The organism is Vibrio sp. Vb0667, assembly GCF_033391095.1.
This window is the reverse complement of sequence record NZ_JAWPOL010000027.1, coordinates 36,953-54,295: the sequence shown is the minus strand read 5'-3', so window position 1 is coordinate 54,295 and position 17,343 is coordinate 36,953. Positions and strand designations below refer to the sequence as shown.

Annotated in this window: 18 protein-coding genes; 7 read left to right on the top strand and 11 right to left on the bottom strand. The window is 38.3% G+C overall.

Annotated features, from left to right (window positions below):
* Nucleotides 1-225: 225 nt before the first annotated feature.
* The 11 genes from R8269_RS18995 to R8269_RS18935 form a co-directional block, all read right to left on the bottom strand.
* Nucleotides 226-852, bottom strand: a complete 627-nt coding sequence (locus R8269_RS18995) for a DUF3885 domain-containing protein (RefSeq protein WP_246540835.1) — start codon at nucleotides 850-852, stop codon at nucleotides 226-228.
* Nucleotides 853-994: 142 nt separating this feature from the next.
* Nucleotides 995-1,408, bottom strand: coding sequence for a hypothetical protein (locus tag R8269_RS18990; protein ID WP_053350691.1), 414 nt, complete (start codon nucleotides 1,406-1,408; stop codon nucleotides 995-997).
* A gap of 186 nt (nucleotides 1,409-1,594) precedes the next feature.
* A complete protein-coding gene (locus R8269_RS18980; protein WP_005377029.1) occupies nucleotides 1,595-1,828 on the bottom strand; it encodes a hypothetical protein in 234 nt (77 codons plus the stop codon).
* Between the two features lie 156 nt (nucleotides 1,829-1,984).
* Entirely contained in the window at nucleotides 1,985-2,386 is a 402-nt protein-coding gene (locus R8269_RS18975; RefSeq protein ID WP_017636213.1) for an HIT family protein, read from the bottom strand.
* Nucleotides 2,387-2,546: 160 nt separating this feature from the next.
* On the bottom strand, nucleotides 2,547-2,978 hold the full coding sequence (locus R8269_RS18970; protein WP_031820161.1) for a hypothetical protein: 432 nt from the start codon (nucleotides 2,976-2,978) through the stop codon (nucleotides 2,547-2,549).
* Between the two features lie 150 nt (nucleotides 2,979-3,128).
* Complete coding sequence (locus R8269_RS18965; protein ID WP_031778950.1) at nucleotides 3,129-4,430, bottom strand: hypothetical protein; 1,302 nt, start codon at nucleotides 4,428-4,430, stop codon at nucleotides 3,129-3,131.
* Nucleotides 4,431-4,624: 194 nt separating this feature from the next.
* A complete protein-coding gene (locus R8269_RS18955; protein WP_005377029.1) occupies nucleotides 4,625-4,858 on the bottom strand; it encodes a hypothetical protein in 234 nt (77 codons plus the stop codon).
* A 138-nt stretch (nucleotides 4,859-4,996) separates the two neighbouring features.
* Nucleotides 4,997-5,599 (bottom strand): hypothetical protein, encoded by a 603-nt coding sequence (locus R8269_RS18950; RefSeq protein WP_005377028.1) that lies wholly within the window; start codon nucleotides 5,597-5,599, stop codon nucleotides 4,997-4,999.
* 692 nt (nucleotides 5,600-6,291) lie between these two features.
* A complete protein-coding gene (locus tag R8269_RS18945) occupies nucleotides 6,292-7,041 on the bottom strand; it encodes a DUF2971 domain-containing protein (protein ID WP_215810249.1) in 750 nt (249 codons plus the stop codon).
* 125 nt (nucleotides 7,042-7,166) lie between these two features.
* Nucleotides 7,167-7,856 carry a hypothetical protein gene (locus tag R8269_RS18940; protein WP_215810248.1) on the bottom strand — a complete coding sequence of 230 codons (690 nt, stop codon included), beginning with the start codon at nucleotides 7,854-7,856 and terminating at the stop codon, nucleotides 7,167-7,169.
* 150 nt (nucleotides 7,857-8,006) lie between these two features.
* Complete coding sequence (locus R8269_RS18935; protein ID WP_215810247.1) at nucleotides 8,007-8,519, bottom strand: hypothetical protein; 513 nt, start codon at nucleotides 8,517-8,519, stop codon at nucleotides 8,007-8,009.
* Between the two features lie 318 nt (nucleotides 8,520-8,837).
* Here R8269_RS18935 and R8269_RS18930 point away from each other — a divergent pair, with 318 nt between their 5' ends.
* The 7 genes from R8269_RS18930 (at nucleotide 8,838) to R8269_RS18900 (ending at nucleotide 16,922) form a co-directional block, all read left to right on the top strand.
* Nucleotides 8,838-10,187, top strand: coding sequence for a tyrosine-type recombinase/integrase (locus R8269_RS18930; RefSeq protein WP_025576606.1), 1,350 nt, complete (start codon nucleotides 8,838-8,840; stop codon nucleotides 10,185-10,187).
* A 143-nt stretch (nucleotides 10,188-10,330) separates the two neighbouring features.
* Nucleotides 10,331-11,173: a hypothetical protein gene (locus R8269_RS18925; protein WP_318222623.1), complete on the top strand. Its 843-nt coding sequence runs from the start codon at nucleotides 10,331-10,333 to the stop codon at nucleotides 11,171-11,173.
* A 14-nt stretch (nucleotides 11,174-11,187) separates the two neighbouring features.
* A complete protein-coding gene (locus R8269_RS18920; protein WP_025576608.1) occupies nucleotides 11,188-11,961 on the top strand; it encodes a hypothetical protein in 774 nt (257 codons plus the stop codon).
* 415 nt (nucleotides 11,962-12,376) lie between these two features.
* On the top strand, nucleotides 12,377-13,375 hold the full coding sequence (locus R8269_RS18915; RefSeq protein ID WP_318222622.1) for a ComEC/Rec2 family competence protein: 999 nt from the start codon (nucleotides 12,377-12,379) through the stop codon (nucleotides 13,373-13,375).
* A complete protein-coding gene (locus tag R8269_RS18910; protein WP_025574290.1) occupies nucleotides 13,365-14,531 on the top strand; it encodes an ABC-three component system protein in 1,167 nt (388 codons plus the stop codon). Before R8269_RS18915 ends, R8269_RS18910 begins: the two co-directional genes overlap by 11 nt.
* Nucleotides 14,531-15,028, top strand: a complete 498-nt coding sequence (locus tag R8269_RS18905; protein ID WP_025574288.1) for an ABC-three component system middle component 5 — start codon at nucleotides 14,531-14,533, stop codon at nucleotides 15,026-15,028. Before R8269_RS18910 ends, R8269_RS18905 begins: the two co-directional genes overlap by 1 nt.
* Nucleotides 15,018-16,922, top strand: a complete 1,905-nt coding sequence (locus R8269_RS18900; RefSeq protein ID WP_025574287.1) for an AAA family ATPase — start codon at nucleotides 15,018-15,020, stop codon at nucleotides 16,920-16,922. The genes R8269_RS18905 and R8269_RS18900 overlap by 11 nt, the downstream gene beginning before the upstream one ends.
* Nucleotides 16,923-17,343: the final 421 nt, after the last annotated feature.

Sequence of the window (17,343 nt, the reverse complement as noted above, 5' to 3'; positions counted from 1 at the left end):
CCAATATTCGCCCTTTTCGCCGCTTTTCCACCCTATTACCCCGCCACTTTCACTCTTAGGCTACAATCACGTACATTCAGCCTGAGAGATCCGTTGCGGAAATAACGCCCTGTTAAGGTGTGAGCAACGCAATGCAGGAGCTCCCGCATACCACCTTAAACACTAAACGCAGCGCATAGTAAAAATGCCACGCGTTGCGAATCACTCTTAAACAGTTTGTTATATTCATTTGAACAAACTATCCATATATTGCTTATCATAATCGAGTAACAACTGGTTTTGATTTTGATAGAGGCCTTCTAGAGCGCCTTTACTGTTGGCGGCAACATCTAGGCCTCGGTCATCATAGATGTGATAAATCAGTTCTTTATCACAATTAATTATAAACAGTTGCCCTGCTAGGGTTGGTCCACGATCACCAAAGTCACCGTCAATACAAGCCTGAATGATCGGTTTTATTTTTAACTCTGACACGGTCACATCGGAAATGGTGACTCTTTTCCAGCAGTGTCTTTTGTACTCTAGATCTTCGATATAAATATCTCGATGTTCCGAAAAATCTAACGTTTTATCATACAGAGGCTTGAACAGTTTAAAGAAGTAGTCACTTTTTCTAATTTTCTTCCGTCCATCAGAAAAAATTTGATAACAGACTTTGATCTTATCCGAAGGTTTAAATGCTGCTTCATAGATACTAAGCGCTCTACTCATCGCAATTTCAAAATACTGTTCATTATAATTTTTTCGGTCGTCATCCAACCATATGTCGACGTCATCAGGGCCTAACTCAAACCTCAAAGCAAACTCATTCCGATAGAAGACTGGTTTTTCTAGTTGTATGTTCATCATCATTTATCTCCAGTTTTCCCGATGAATATAACGCCTTGTTAAGGTGTGAGGCACGCAATACCTAAGCTTCCGCATAACACTTTAACCACTAAAACTAACGCATAGTAAAAATGCCACGCGTGCCGAATCACTCTTGAACAATTTGTTATGCGTTTTTTAAAAGTTCGACGAACTCTTGTTTGCGAGGCTCACCGCTAGAGATATGAACAACTACAGTATCTCTAAGTTCATAGTAAGGATGTAATGCTAAATGTTTTGCAAACCAAAAGACTTCTGACAGCGGCTCATCATCGTGCCAAGTTGTTACAACCAAATTTGCATCATTCAAATCGCTACCTCCGACGTAAGTGATATTAGCTATATCTATAGATGTATCCCAAGAACTGGCATTAACACCCCAAGCTAAAGCATATAAGCAACCACCCTCGACTAGCCAAGAACTCAATTTCGATTGCCAGCTTTCAGCTACTGCTTCCTCAGCCACAATTATGCAGCGAAACTTCCCAACCTGGAGTACGGGAATATGTGAAGCATCTTTTTTTAAGTGAAGATATTCCATATTACCTCTGAAACGCATAACGCCCTGTTAAGGGGTGAGCAACGCAATACCAAAGCCGCTGCATACCACCTTAAACACTTAAACCAACGCATAGTAAAAATGCCACGCGTTGCGAATCCCTCTTGAACAGTTTGTTAGTATTCAGACCCAACCTGTTACACCGAACTTAAAAAGAAGTCTTATTTGTCAGTTCTCTATCGTCTTGATACCACAGTTTTCACAGATCGTATGTCGAGAAAACTCATCCATAGAAGCTAAAAATGGACCAACTGCCCAGCCTTTGATTAACCCAGCAATAAACTCTTTACGCTTTTGATGTTTTACACCAGCAAAAGGACTTGGGTTCCTAATCAATACGGTAATATGTTTGGATTTAATGTTGCAAGCAGAACACTGATATTTGTCTATCTGATGAAGCACTAATTTTCCTCCTGAATACTAACGCCTTGTTAAGGTGTGAGGCACGCAATACCGAAGCTTCTGCATACCACCTTAACCACTAAAACCAACGCATAGTCAAAATGCCACGCGTGCCGAATCACTCTTGAACAATTTGTTAGCATATTTTTTCAATGCTCATAGTTCTTTAAGTGATTCTCTTAGTTTATCCATAGTTTGAATTCCAAGTTCACTACTAACCCAACCGTACTGGTCGCCATGGAACCTAGGGAAAATATGCAAATGGTAGTGATCGAGCTCGTTGAAATGAGGTGCCTCTCCATTATTTTGCATAAAGCCGATACCATCAGGATTGAACTTAGCTTCTATACGTTTATATAAATCTCTTGCAACGTCGGTGATCTCTAAAAACACAGACTCAGGCAGGTCGATGAAAGTACGATATTGAGTCTTAGGACAGATTAAAATATGTCCAAAGTTGATTGGGTCATGATCTGCAAAAGCTATAACTTGGTCAGATTCATACACGATGACCGAGTCAATTTCACGATTAACAATTTGTTCGACTATCGTAGTCATCTTAACTCCTATCAAAGTATGCTAACGCCGCATTAAGGGGTGAACAACGCCACCACCCGAATTAAACCATTGTGCCGTAAACACTAAAGCTAGTTCAGACCAAAATTGCCAAGCGTTGTGAATCCCTCTTGAATGCTTTGTTATGTTTTTAAGAAATTAGTTACAACAACCCAACTAATTTCTTAAAATCTTTTAGGCTATTGCATACCACTCCAATACCGAAGTCACCATTGTCTGCATGGTAAACTTTCCCGCTGTGTACTCCCGACAGGGAAATTAAGTATAAAGAATCATACGATAAAGCAACCGGGTATAAATGTTGTGCTTCTACAAAATCTTTGCTTATTTCAAAGTGCACCACATAATCTTCCAAGAAACCGAGATATTGATGAATCTCGATAACTTCGCGACTACTGCATATCTTTTCAAGAGATTCTTGCTGAGTGATGTTTCCGTAGTAATTGACTGTAAGTTCAATTTCTAATTCGGATAATTCACTACCAGCATAAGCAGTAAAAAACTCTATAAGCTCATCAGAAAGCTGATTGCCGTATAGGTGATGAATATCTAGAAGGCTACTTTCAAAATCCATAACTTCAACCTGGGAAGAAAAACATAACGCCGCATTAAGGTGTGAGCAACGCTACCACCTAACCTAATCCATACCACCGTAAACACGAAACCCAACGATGGAATGAAAAATGCCGTGCGTTGGGAATCACTCTTAAATGCTTTGTTAGGGCTATATTGCTTGCCTGAGTTTCCGATATTCACTAAACAATACAGGCAAAATACTTTCTCTAGTGTGTACACTTCTACTATGCCGTTCTTTCTTTTTGACTTCACTAAAAAAGTAGTCCGTACAGTTTTTAAGCCCAGCGTTCTCAAAATAGTCCGCGGAGTTACATTCAGGAATAGACAGCAAGCCTCCACTATCTTTATCGTATATAACTAGCTTGACCTGAAAAGACTCCAACATATGCTTAAGATCCTCATCAAATGTCATAAAAATGGGGATGAAATAGTCAGTTTTTGCCCCTAAACCAGAAGACATCAGGCGCTCCATTAGTCTAGGGGTTATCATATCCCAAGCAATGTTATCCAAATTCTTTAAAAGTTTCTTTTTGTTACCACCTTTTTGGATTTTCTTTAGTATCGGCAGCGACTTTGAATCACAGAAATACTCATGTGCTAATATCGCTTCTCGCTCCATATAAATTCCCACTTCACTGTGCATGAAGTCGAAAAATTCGAGCATTTTATTTCTGCCATTCTTGTTAGATGATAAATTTATCCGTAACATTCCGATAATACTCAGCAGGACTACTCTTTGAAAATCAGCAAACTGCGATAGGTAGTTTTTACCCTCACTTGACATGTAAAACCCAAATGTAGCATCAATAGCACGTCGAGCAGACTGTCTATAAGATAGAAGGAAATTAGGTCTTAATGTCCGACTATATTCTTTACTGTCAATACTTGAAAAGTAATGAAGACTAACAAGATTTTTCCTAAAGTTAATATTCAGACTTTTCCAAAATTCCAGTTTACTTTTTGCTGAGAAATTAGCAGATGGAAGAACGTGCTTAATATTTTCAATCATATAGAAAAGAAAATCAAAGTTAAGACCATCACGCAGAAGATCATCAATGATAGGTAATAGCTTGGGTCCGACAGTACCTAGAGGCTTCCCTCTAACAAGACTGTCGATATAGGAACAGATATTTGAGTCCATCATTACTGAGTGATCTATTGGAAATACATTAGTTCCTTTAATGAATATATTCTTAATCATTTCATCGTCGATGAAATATAGCTTATCTGACTTAAAATAAGGGATTAAGTAATTATCTGGCTTCTTTGTGTGTTTTTGGACACATTGAGGTAATACATTTCTATCGTAGTTATCGAGCTGAATCACACTACTCAAATTAGGGTACTGACCATTAAGCTTCCCCCAAGCCTCTAGGACATCAACAGGCTTGTCTGAAATTGATAGCTCCCCAATACACATGTTAACTTCGGAATTATTAAAGATGTTCAATATCTGCACTCCAATTTTGTAGCCCTAACGCCCTGTTAAGGGGTGAGCAACGCAATACCAAAGCCGCTGCATACCACCTTAAACACTTAAACCAACGCATAGTAAAAATGCCACGCGTTGCGAATCCCTCTTGAACAGTTTGTTAGTATTCAGACCCAACCTGTTACACCGAACTTAAAAAGAAGTCTTATTTGTCAGTTCTCTATCGTCTTGATACCACAGTTTTCACAGATCGTATGTCGAGAAAACTCATCCATAGAAGCTAAAAATGGACCAACTGCCCAGCCTTTGATTAACCCAGCAATAAACTCTTTACGCTTTTGATGTTTTACACCAGCAAAAGGACTTGGGTTCCTAATCAATACGGTAATATGTTTGGATTTAATGTTGCAAGCAGAACACTGATATTTGTCTATCTGATGAAGCACTAATTTTCCTCCTGAATACTAACGCCGCATTAAGGTGTGAGCAACGCTACCACGAAACTCAACCAAGCCACCGTAAACACTGAACCCAACGATGAAATGAAAAATGCCAAGCGTTGGGAATCACTCTTAAATGCTTTGTTAGCTCACGCTTTGGTACATTGCATAAAGCTCAATGAAGTCATGAACAAACTGTACGTATAACCAGAGCGAAGCGGCAAGGCTCAATAGACACCATGTTATTGTTGTTTTGTGTTTGTCCTGAAAGCTACCCTTACGGTAACCTAGTTTAAATATATCTCTATATTTAAACAAAATTGGTAATGCGATGAGTAGTACCGAAATAGCAATGCTATCCCACCACATTAATACCCCTCCTGAACGACTAATTGCATCACAAACACCTCCTAATATAAAAGAGCCCATGACAGAAGACTGGATCACAATAGCACTTTTAAAGTAGCTGAGTTTTTTTGAATGTCTATTGACTAGATCTTTTTCGACATTCAGGTAGCTAATAATAAAAAACTGTATTCCCCATACCATTATCACCAATTGCATAGAGCTAAGCATCTTGCTCATGAAGTACCACTGAATGTCGGGAAGGAAGACCTCAAAAGCATCTTCATTATAGAGCGACATGAACGCCTTATACGGTGAAGACTCCATCACTGGTAGCAAAAACTTGAAACCGCTGACAAACGAAACAACACAGGAAAGAAAGAAAAAAAGCCAACCAAGCATGATACGATGACGCCTCAATAGAAAATTATTCTAGGAATTATACACTTATGTAGCCAACCTTATAAGGCACTACGACCTGTAAATCTTCCATCAGACAAATTATCTTCGATGAGTGAGCTAACGCCCTGTTAAGGGGTGAGCAACGCAATACATAAGCCGCCGCATACCACCTTAACCACTTAATGCAACGCATAGTAAAAATGCCACGCGTTGCGAATCCCTCTTAAACAGTTTGTTAGGCTACGACTACGGAGCATTACTTCGCATTATTTCAAGTTGCTCAATACACACCGAACGACTTTTAAAAAAGATATACTTCTCAAATTCAGAAATCATACAAGAGTAGGAATTTACGTCCCCAGTATAGCCATTACCCTTAACCCACTCGCAGTAAACTAGCTTACTATCAGACTCTTTAGCGGAAATACACACACTTGACTCTGGTAGCATATAGTTAAAGCCAAACATATCATCTCGGACTTCATTAATAGCTTGAGCATATAATGGAAATAATAGCGCGAACAAAGCAGAAAATAATTTAATGTTCACTTTATCCTCTTTAAGTAGCCTAACGCCCAATTAAGGTGTGAAGCACGCGACCACATAACCCAATTTGAACGCCTTAATCACTAAACTAGACCCAAACCAAAAATGCCAAGCGTGCTGAATCACTCTTAAATTGTTTGTTATGTTTATTCTTTGAAGTAAAGACCAAGTCCTGCAAAATCAACCTTTGGTTCCAAAGAACGCTCTGTCAATGAGTACTTAGTTTTGGAGAAGTCCATACAAACCAACTCTATGCTTTCATCAATTAGCATCGAAAGTGTTCGCTTGTCCTGTGGCGATGCCTTCGCTCCAATGTATATTTTGGTAATTTTTCCTGGATGAGTGTTTCGGTTTTCACCATCATGAATAATACGGTACTCACTTTCGTATGCCCATGACTCATGCTTTATAGTTAAAGCACTACTGATTGTTGCATAAAAATCTTCAGTCGAACCTTCTTCGATTTTTTGTTGGTGCAAAGACAAAAACTCTTGATCAGTGTCAGGCAATGCATCTAGATAGTTGTTTATCTGTTCTGTTGTTCTGTATTCAACCTTTCGGGCATTTTGCACAATACAAAGTCGATCATTAGGAAAATCGCCAAACACTCCCTGCTCTTTCAAGCTACAGATTTCTTCAGTACTAAATGGAGTGTATTCAACACAAATACCTCTGTGAGAATCCGCATAATGGGACCACATTAGTAAATTATCATGATCTCTAGCAAGACAAAGGATTTTCTTACTTTCGAGGAAAAACTCTTTCATTTTGTCACCCTTTATGAGTCCACAATCGAATGGGTCATTAAAGGCAGATGGTGAACTAAACCAACAATACTCATTAATAAAAGCATCAAGTGTGTTCTTGTTTAATGCCATATATTTGTAGAATTTCACCGTTAACCTCTTTTAAACATAACGCCGCGTTAAGTAGTGAGCAACGCCTTCACCTAACCTAAACCATTGCGCCTTAAACACAAAACCTAATTTGAACTGAGAGTGCCACGCGTTGCGAATCTGTCTTAAACGCTTTGTTGTGGGGCTTTTCGTTTGTCGACGAACACTCTTAGCTCATCAATAATTTCATTATGTTTAGCTAAAGAGTCTGCTAATTCGCTCATCGAGGTATCCTTCATTTCATCACTATAACGACTCACAAATACCAACGATATATAGTAACTACACGAGTCCAACCTTGTTACGGTCTCGATCAGTTTTGGTTCGAGGTGAGCTACAAACTCAAATAACCTTTTGATGTTTTTTTGGCTTCTCTGCTTTTCTTGGATTAAGAAGACATCCCACGTAGTTGCGCTATAAAGAAAAGTTTTGGCAATTTTTGGAATATAATCAGTATATTTCAACATCTCCATCTTACTTCTAATCAAATCAGCATCTAACTTTTTTACTGACTCATCATTTACAATACACTCGTTAACAAGACTTGAGCTTTCAATTATTTGTTCAATAAAAGGCAACGTCACCTTGTTTACATATGCAGAGTCTCTATGTTCCTTATATCGAACAACCAGTAAATAGAACACAAAGCTGACAACATAGCCTATTGCTAAGTTGTATATTGATGTTAAAAGCTCTGACCCTCCATCAAATATTTCCGGTAGATCCGACCACCAAACATCATGACAAAAAACGACGATACATGACAAAACAAACAGAACATTGACTACTTGTTCAATCGAGACTGATTTCTTCATATTTACCTATTTTCTCAAAACCCGAGAGCCCCATAACGCCCTGTTAAGGTGTGAGCAACGCAATACCGAAGCCTCCGCAGACCACCTTAAACACTAAACGCAACGCATAGTAAAAATGCCATGCGTTGCGAATCACTCTTAAACAGTTTGTTATGCGTTGTTCAAAAAGACATACCTTCCACTGACTGTAGCAACATTTATCAATGCCTTAGATGCCATATCTAAGTTGGTTACTTGATTATGGATCTGAGTAATATCCTTATTTCCGTGGAACAAGTTATTTCTGAGTCGATAAACTATCAACAATATTGCGTGAGCTACTTTTAGAGCATCTGTTTGATTGCCCAACAATACATCCGACACTAGTTTAATGTGCGGTTTATGAGTAAAGCCTAGTTTATCGAATGGCTTATTCGTTGCACCTTCTTCAATATATCGATTCGACCAAAACGCCAATTCCTCAGAAAAATCAATGTGGTCTTTAACTAATCGACAAGCCACATAAGCGAGTTCATCAACAGCAGAGTCAGCATCTGCCAACTCAGTCCCCTCAAACACAGCCCACATTACGCAAAAGTCTGCGATAGCTGTATATGTAACACCGTCATCAAGTCTCGTGTTTTCTAATTTACCTGATAACCAATTTTGTACTTCTGATGCCATAATTTCCTCGTAAACGCATAACGCCCTGTTAAGGGGTGAGCAACGCAATACCGATGCCGCCGCAAACCACCTTAATCACTTAAACTAACGCATAGTGAAAATGCCACGCGTTGCGAATCCCTCTTGAGAATTCCTAGACACGACTCATTAGGTCTCACCAACTCTCACACAACCACCTAACCAATTGATTTAAAATAGAATAACACTCTTTCACAATCATTGTTTCTCACTACATCTCACAGCTCTAGTCCCCCCTTGCGTACCCCTAAACCGATTGATAAGTTCAGGGGACACACACAAATAAAGGAGGGTAACAGCATGGCTGCTATCTATAAATTATCAGACACACAAATTAAAAAAGCAGAACCAAATGATAGAGAATACACACTATCGGATGGAGGAAACCTCTACTTAAGAGTACGTAATAATGGCTCAAAGAACTGGTTATTTATCTATACAGAATCTAACACCAAAAAACGCAAGAAAATCGGGCTTGGTTCATACCCTAACCTAACACTCGCCAAAGTCCGAAAAATAGCAGAAGAGCTTCGTACACAGATGGCAAATAACGTTGATCCGAAAATCTATCGTGATAAGCAAAAACTTGACCGAGCCATTGTCAGTGAGCGTACCTTTGAGTTGGTTGCCGAGCTTATGCTTGAACGAGACGAAGGAAAAGAGACGATCACTCGTAAAAAGTTACTTGAAGAAGCTCAGAAGGAAGCCGAAAAGAATGGTACAGGTTTTGGTGAAGAAGAAATCAAGCGTATTATGAATAAGGTGAGAACAAGTCATCGAAAGCGCTTGTTCTTCAAGCGTCATTTATACCCAAAGCTAGGCCACATACCTCTGAGCCTTATTACCACCACCGCCGTGATTGAAGTCATCAAACCGCTTCAAGCAAAAGGACAACTAGAAAACGTAAAACGCGCTTGTACTTTTGTTAACCAAATCATGTATTTTGCTATTAATAGAACCTACATCAAGAGTAACTGGTTAGCAAATATCAAAGATGAGTTTGTTAAGCCAAAGGTAACGCATATGCCTGCTGTCCCTCCTAATGAGTTAGCAGAGGTAATGGCTACCATGTCAAAACACAATATGAAATTAGTCACTCGCTGCGCGTTTGAAATGCAACTCCACACGATGACACGAGCGTTTGAACTCGCCGCGATGCGATGGTGTGACATTGACTTTAAGTTGAAGCTTTGGACGGTGCCTAACTTTTACACTAAAGGTGCGCGTGAGCATCTCGTTCCACTGAACGAATATACGCTCGGCTTGTTAGCCTTTATGAAGCCCATTTCAGGAGACCAGGCGCATGTATTCCCATCTGATAAACAGAACACTAAGTTTCCTCACATCAGCCCATACGCTGTTACGTCATCATTAAACCTCACCACGTTAAAAGGACGCTTAGTCAGTCATGGATTCCGAGGTATCGCAAGTACCTACCTCAACGAGAACACTAACTTCAAAGTAGATGCCATTGAAATGTGTCTCGCCCATTTAGATCCAAATACGACCCGTGCCTCATACAACAGTGCTTTGTATCTCAATGAGCGATATGAGATTCATCAGTGCTGGAGCGATTATATTGTCAAATCAACAGGTAAATACTATTCCGTTGCGGGACAGTACCGTACCGAGTGTAGACGGAGCGCGTAATAACCCACCTCTACCTGAGGTATTACTACTGAGCCTAAACAGTTTAGCTCCAATTCATTAACTCACCGTCACTTATGACCCCCTCAACTAGTTTAGGGTGCAGCTTTCTGCATCCTAAATTCAGCCAAGAAGGAATCACGCCTATGCCAAATTCGAACTTACATCAAGCTCACTTAAGCCAATTTGAGGTAAAACCCATCAGCGAACATCCTCGCTTTGGTGAAATGCAAGCACTGCGCCGTATACGTCGAAAAGGCCGCCAAACCGTCACTCATCAAACTGAAAACATCGGAATAAAGCAACACCGTCAGCTTAGCGCCCATCATATCTCCACCAATCAGCATGGCATTTATCAAGTCAAAATCACACCGCCATTATTATTAAGAATCTCAGGTCACACTAGGTCTCATTATTTTGTGGCACTGAAAACAGATGAACTACAGTATGCAATAAACAGAGCGAAAGCAGTGCGCTTGCAAGCTAAGTGCTTCTTCAAAAACACCCCTCATGACCTTCCCGACTCTCCGTCATTGAGTCAGCAATTATTAGTGCAAATCCATTTAATGGCTAAACATTTTCCTGTGCTTCGTGCTTACAAACACAAACCGTCAACAGACGATTTCCCAACCTTGCCCCCTCTAGACTTGAGCAATGCAGAAGAGGACATTCGTTTTCCATACCTCAATTGGTTAAGTGAATTAATGGAAGAGCGTGCTCAGTCAGGGATGCCTAGATTCAGACTCAATCAGATTACAGATTACCTTCATCATTTTTTACGCTTCGTTGACGACAACCACTCCAGCAGCAATGAAAGGTTATACATACAGACGCGAGACATTCGTCAATATCGTAAGACACTTCGCCAATCGAACATATGCCACAAAGAGCAAAAACAACGTATTGACGCCATTCGTTTTTACTTCCGCTGGCTGATCTATAGAGGTTATTACACTACCCCAAGCCTGACACGTCCCCTTTTCTCTTAATTAGGAGTTTAACCATGATGATGACTAACCCCATACGCCTTAGCGTAATTTCAGCACTAGATGAAGGCCTGGCTTACTCCCATTCCGACTACTTTGCGCCGCTTCTGATGCAAGGTATTAGTGCCGTGGATATCGGTCTAATTGAGCTGGTCACCACGATATTACGCACTGAACCGTATCTCAATGAAGCCGACCTGCTCAAACGTGGTGTGAGCCAAAAACAAATCCAACGGACGTTGGGTGGTTTTGACAACTTCAAGCAACTGTTGAAGATTGATGATTACTGTTTTAGTGATTTACTACGAGATAACAATTGGGATATTAGCAACGGCATTACGCTCTCGTACTTCCAATATCAGAAATTTTATCAAGATATACGACGAGATTACATTCAAGGGCATATTGCTGACATGCATCCCAACCTGTCGGTATTACTCAATGATGATTACCCTATTCATGCTATTCCTATAACCCGAAGCCATTATGCCACCGTTCCTGCTACGGACACCGAAGCAGCGGCGGTGAGTTTTGCTTTACTGTTTCGAGACTACGAGTTTATTGAGTATGACGAACCGAAATCACTCCTGACCTTACGAGCGCATCGCCGCGATAAAGCCGCAGTTATCGAGGTACGTTGCCTGGCTTCTCAGTTTTGCCAGAACACCGCCGCTGGGATTTGTGTGGTGGATGATGCACAAGCAATGACCAAACTCAGAAATCAGAGAAAAATTCTTGATTTTAAAACCCTGATTGAGAGAAACACACGTAACACCACAATACCAACTTAGGTGCCTTGAACGTCTCAAACATCTTATTCGAATTAGAGATACAGCTTTCTTACAAGAAAGCTGTTTAACTCTCTTTTGGACAGAAATGAGTCAATGAGATTGCTAATTTAGTGACTCATGAATTATCTGAAGTATGGCAAAGTTGCTTAACTCCCTATTCAGTCTAGCTGCTAGTGCAGATTAGAGTCATCCCTAAAATATTGACAACCTCCTCTCAGAACCCCCATATAGCCCATGAGCATATAACACTATGATAACAAAGAGAACACTGCTCACACTTACAGTGATTTAAGTGTGTCATTATGAGACGGTTACCATATAATGCACCTATAAGTGCAAGTGACTAATTGTTCGAGACCCTTGAGTTTCGAAATTACTTGAACATCATACCTTGTCGAAAGATTGAATATTGAAAATGTCTAACTCTATATCCCTTTATGCTCTGGATGCCGAAAATGGCGATTGCCTTTTACTAGTAAATCATAATACGAACTACACGGTTTTGGTTGATTCTGGCCCAAAGTCATCAAGAGTTAGTAAAAATCTGGCAAAGACGATCAAGGAACTCATATCTGATAGAGAGGTAGATCTTGCAATCGTTACTCATAATGATGATGATCATATTGGTGGGTTTAAGCATTTTATAAATGAAGGCATTGAAATAAAAAAGTTTATTTTCAATCATCACGATTATATTGATAGGGTTTTGCACCAATCTCGTAACGTTAAGGTATCACTAAATCAGGATGTTGAACTAAATGGTATGATTAATAATAAGATTATACCTCTTGAACTTTCCGAAGATGGTTACTTCCTTGGAAAGAAGTTTGACGAATTTAATATTGATTTTAGGTCTCCAAATAGGGAAAAGCTAGAAAAGTACTCAACTTGGATCCAAAAAGAGCAAAAGAAACAGAGAAATATCAAAGTAGCTCGAAATAAAGCAATTTTGTCTATAGATGAGCAACGAGAGCAGGCTAAGGATGATAGCAGTTTTGTTGAAGATAGGAGGGAACCCAATGGTTCTAGCCTTGCCTTAGATATTACTTTTTATGGCTATAGAATTTTACTTTTAGGCGATGCGCACCCTACAACAGTTATACAAAGCTACGAAAAAAGTAATCCTTCTAAAATAAAGTACGATCTTATTAAGCTTTCACATCATGGAAGTGATAAGAATACAAATAACGAACTTTTAAGTATTTTTGAGTGCGACCATTTTCTAATATGCTCAAATGCTGACAACAATCATAACCACCCTTCACCAACGACTATCTTTAGAGTTTTAGATAATAATAATTCTAAAATTTATATTACTAAAAATAGTGGTAAAGTTAATATGCTAGAGAATAGTATGGGTATACATTTTATTAAGCCAGATGCAGACTATTTGGAATTCAAATATGAATTTTAAAGAAAGAACAATAGATCTGGAGATAAATTTAGGAGGCAAGGTCGTGTCCAACAGTAGCGCCTTACTCTTTAGTAATGACGATGAGACGTTTCTTCTTTCTAGCAAACATTCTTTTTGCGTTGATTATGATAACTGTGCTGACAAAAAGTGTAATACTTGTATCGCACCTACTGAAGTAACGGCAATAAGGTCTGGTTCAATCGAACTATCGGCAATTGAAGTGAGTCAATCAACAACAAATGATATTGCCATTGTAAAAGTTTCCACTGATGCCAATCATACTAAAGTAAAAGTTCAAGAGTTTTCCAAGTTCGATGATAAGTATCAAGCATGGAAAGGTGGAACAGAAGATCGACTAATTCTCAGCACTCCATTCCAAACAGGAAATAATGTCCAGTTTAATATTCAATCGAATATTAATGCTCATGGAGAACAGAAAAACTTTGAAGTAACAGGTTTTTCTGGAAGCCCTGTTTTTATTGATCGGAATGGCGAGGAAGCACTAATAGGTATAATTACTGATTCCTGCGGAATCAATGATGTATCTTGTACAATAATAGATAAAGACTTAATCGCCGAGCTAGAATCGAATACTACGACGCCTCTTTTTGAAAGAAAACTTAGAGAGGACATACTTGATAGATCGATGAATGTACCAATATCGATTGAGTCTTCATCAGTATTGCTTCAGAAAAATGCATTGCTCACATTGATCGATACTTCACAAAAGCTAGCTAAGGAAGATCCAGCTTACCGAGATATGATCGAGGAGTTTCAGGAATTTTTGTCTCCTAGACCTGGCAGAAAAATAATAGGTTTAGAAAATAAGCTTATAGAAGGCGATCGAATAGACTTATTAGAAGATGCTGAGTATTTGGAAAGTAGATTTTCTAGAAAAGTATCAAGAAAACAGCTATCTGATAAAGAACAGATTGTGTACTTTCATTGTTTGAGCAAAATAAATTCCTATTTTAAAAGTTACATAAAACCACTTATAGTACAACAAGAAAGTCATAGCAAAATCGATAATGAGATTCAAGATAAGATAATAAGTCCTTTGTACGAGGAAATACTTGTTGTCCAACCAATGTCAATGGAAATGATTAGAGGTATGCTTTACTTTTTGACTGGCAAGTGTCATTTGAGGTGGAAATAATGATAATATATCATCCATATAAAGATGCTAATCACTGTGCTTATAGATTACTTAGTATTTTGAGTGCATGTAGAATGCCAGTAAATATCAATTATCTTCATATTGCCGATTTCTATCACCTTTTCCCTAGCCAGTTAAAAAACATAGACAAATGGCCAAGAAAAAACACAACTCTATATAATAAATTACATCAAATACCTGATAGCTATGAGTATATTGATAATCCACGAAAAATATTTTTTGAATTAAAAACCATAAGAACAAATGTATTAATTAATTTACTTTCAAAAAACCTTATTGAATACACCAATGATAACCTAATTAAAATAAAACATCATAAGTTACCAGATTCTTTGGTTGAGCAAATAAAAATCGATGAGTTTCGAAAATCAATAGAATTCCAGATTATCACCACAAAAATGAAAGATTTAAAATTACATGGTGAGTCTGGTCTAAAATCGAAATCTGGTTTAATGGAGTACAGGTATGACCTATAAAAGATTAATGATTAACCGCTTCATCGCTTTTAAAGGTGACAAGGTTATGTATGACCAGCCATTTCATGAGGGCATTAACGTCATAAGAGGCGAGCATTCTGTTGGTAAATCTACCTTGTTAGATCTCATATTCTATGCCCTTGGTGGAGAGCTAAAAGATAGAGAATGGAAGGAGCCTATTGAAAAATACAATAAGGTTATCGCTGAAGTCTCTATTGATGATACTCAACTAACTCTTGTTAGAGCCATTGATACTAAAAATAAGAAACCCTATATAGACGTATTTGATGGTTCTTATGAAGAAAGTATATGCACAGAGGAAGGTTGGCACCACCTTGGCCCTACTCGGAGTGAAAACAAAATGAGCTTCTCAGAGTTTTTCTTTGAAGCTTTGGGATGGGGACAATCAATTACGTCTGATAGCAACAACTTAACGATGCACCAAGTATTAAGGCTTTTATATTTAAGCCAGTCATCTGATTCTACAAAAATTTTCAGAAGCGAGGTTGATGCGAGATATGATAGTGCTAGTACTAGGCAAGCTATTGGAGATTTTGTTCTTGGTCTAGATGATCTTTCTCTTTACGAAAGTAGACAAAAAAAGTGGAAGTTGACCCGAAATATCGACTCAATAGAATCTGATATTAAATCTTATAAGCGTATTTTGGAGATTGATGAACTAACTTCACTCAAAGACTATGATGACGCAATCACAAACAAGCAAAACGAACTTGAGATATGTGTCATAGAGAAAAACAGAAAGCTTAGTATGTCTTCAACTTCGTTACCAGAGGGCTTTACAGATAACATAGCTGTTATTTCACAAGATATTGCTGAAATGACATATAACATTACTCACCTTAAAGAGAAAAGGTTATATATAAAGTCAGAAATAACTGACTGCATGTTATTTGAAAAAAGCCTTGATTTTCGATTGAAGTCTTTACGCGAATCTAAGAATACCTTTATCTCTTTAGGTGAGATGAGCTTTACATATTGCCCTAGTTGTTTTTCCTCCATAAAGGAGGTTGAAACGGAAGAGTGTAAATGTAGTCTATGCAAGAATGACATACCAGAACACAGTTTAGAAGAAAAATATACGGAGACTCTCTCTGAATTAAAATATCAACAAAGGCAGAACCAAAAAACCATTAATAAGTTGAATGTTAGTTTGGAAGAAGTAAATGAATTACTTGCTAAGAACACATCAAATTTAAGAGATAAAGAGTCAAAACTTCGTAATATATCTAGTTCAACAAATGAACGTGAAATAGTTATTGAAGAGTATTCTAAGAAAATCAGCAAGCTTGAAAGTGAACTAGACGAAAAAATAAGTGACAAAGAAACATATTTAAAGATTGATAGTTTGCTCAAAGAGAAAAAGATAAAAGAAGACGAACTGTTGAAAATTAATAGAAAAATTGAAGAGAATGAAAGAAATAGCAAAGAAAGAAGATTCAGGGTTCTTCAATCTATTTCTAAAACAGCCAAACAGCTACTTGAATCTGACCTAGGTAACGAGCACAATTTTAGAGAAGCTTCAGCGTTAAGTGACGAGATTAATTTTGGGAAAGATGAATGGTCAGTTGGGGGACGAGTGACATTTTCTGATAGTTCTAACGTAGTGAAGAAGAGTAGTTTGCAGATCTCGATGCTCAATCATGCAATTTCCGATGTCGAATCAAGACTTCCCAATTTTATGATTCTGGACTTTGAATGTGGTGATCTTAATGCTTCTAGAAGCCACCGCCTACAGAAAAACTTAATGGAAACACTAGATCAAAAAAGCAATTATCAAGTTATCATCACTTCTTCAAAAGTTTGTCAAGAATTGAATAATGAAAAATTTGGTGTCGGCCCATACTATGACACGAATGAGTATATCTTCGCTTAATAACTATTAGGTGTTGGAAAATAATACCAGAGGGCATGTCTATTCAATCATGCCCTCATTTATGAGGCGTTATTCTTATGCGTCTAGCTTTTATATTGTTACAAGTTTCTAGTATTCATTCCACTCAATTCGTCAGATTCAGATAAGTATTAGTTGGGCAAAACACCATGAATGGGATATCAATGAGTAATTGCACTAAGAAATTTGGGGGCAGAAATAATTCACGAAACAGGTTGTTTCGCATTTGTGCAAGACCCTCTTGCAAAATTGGATACTAGAGTTTGTCCAACAGCCTGTTGGACAATTAGGGCATGGAAGAGTTGTAGCAGATTCTGCAACTACTGAAGATTCCACGGTAGTTGCTCATTAGCTAATTCTATGTGGTTTACCATGGTTCCTGAAACGTTTTGGGGCATAAGTG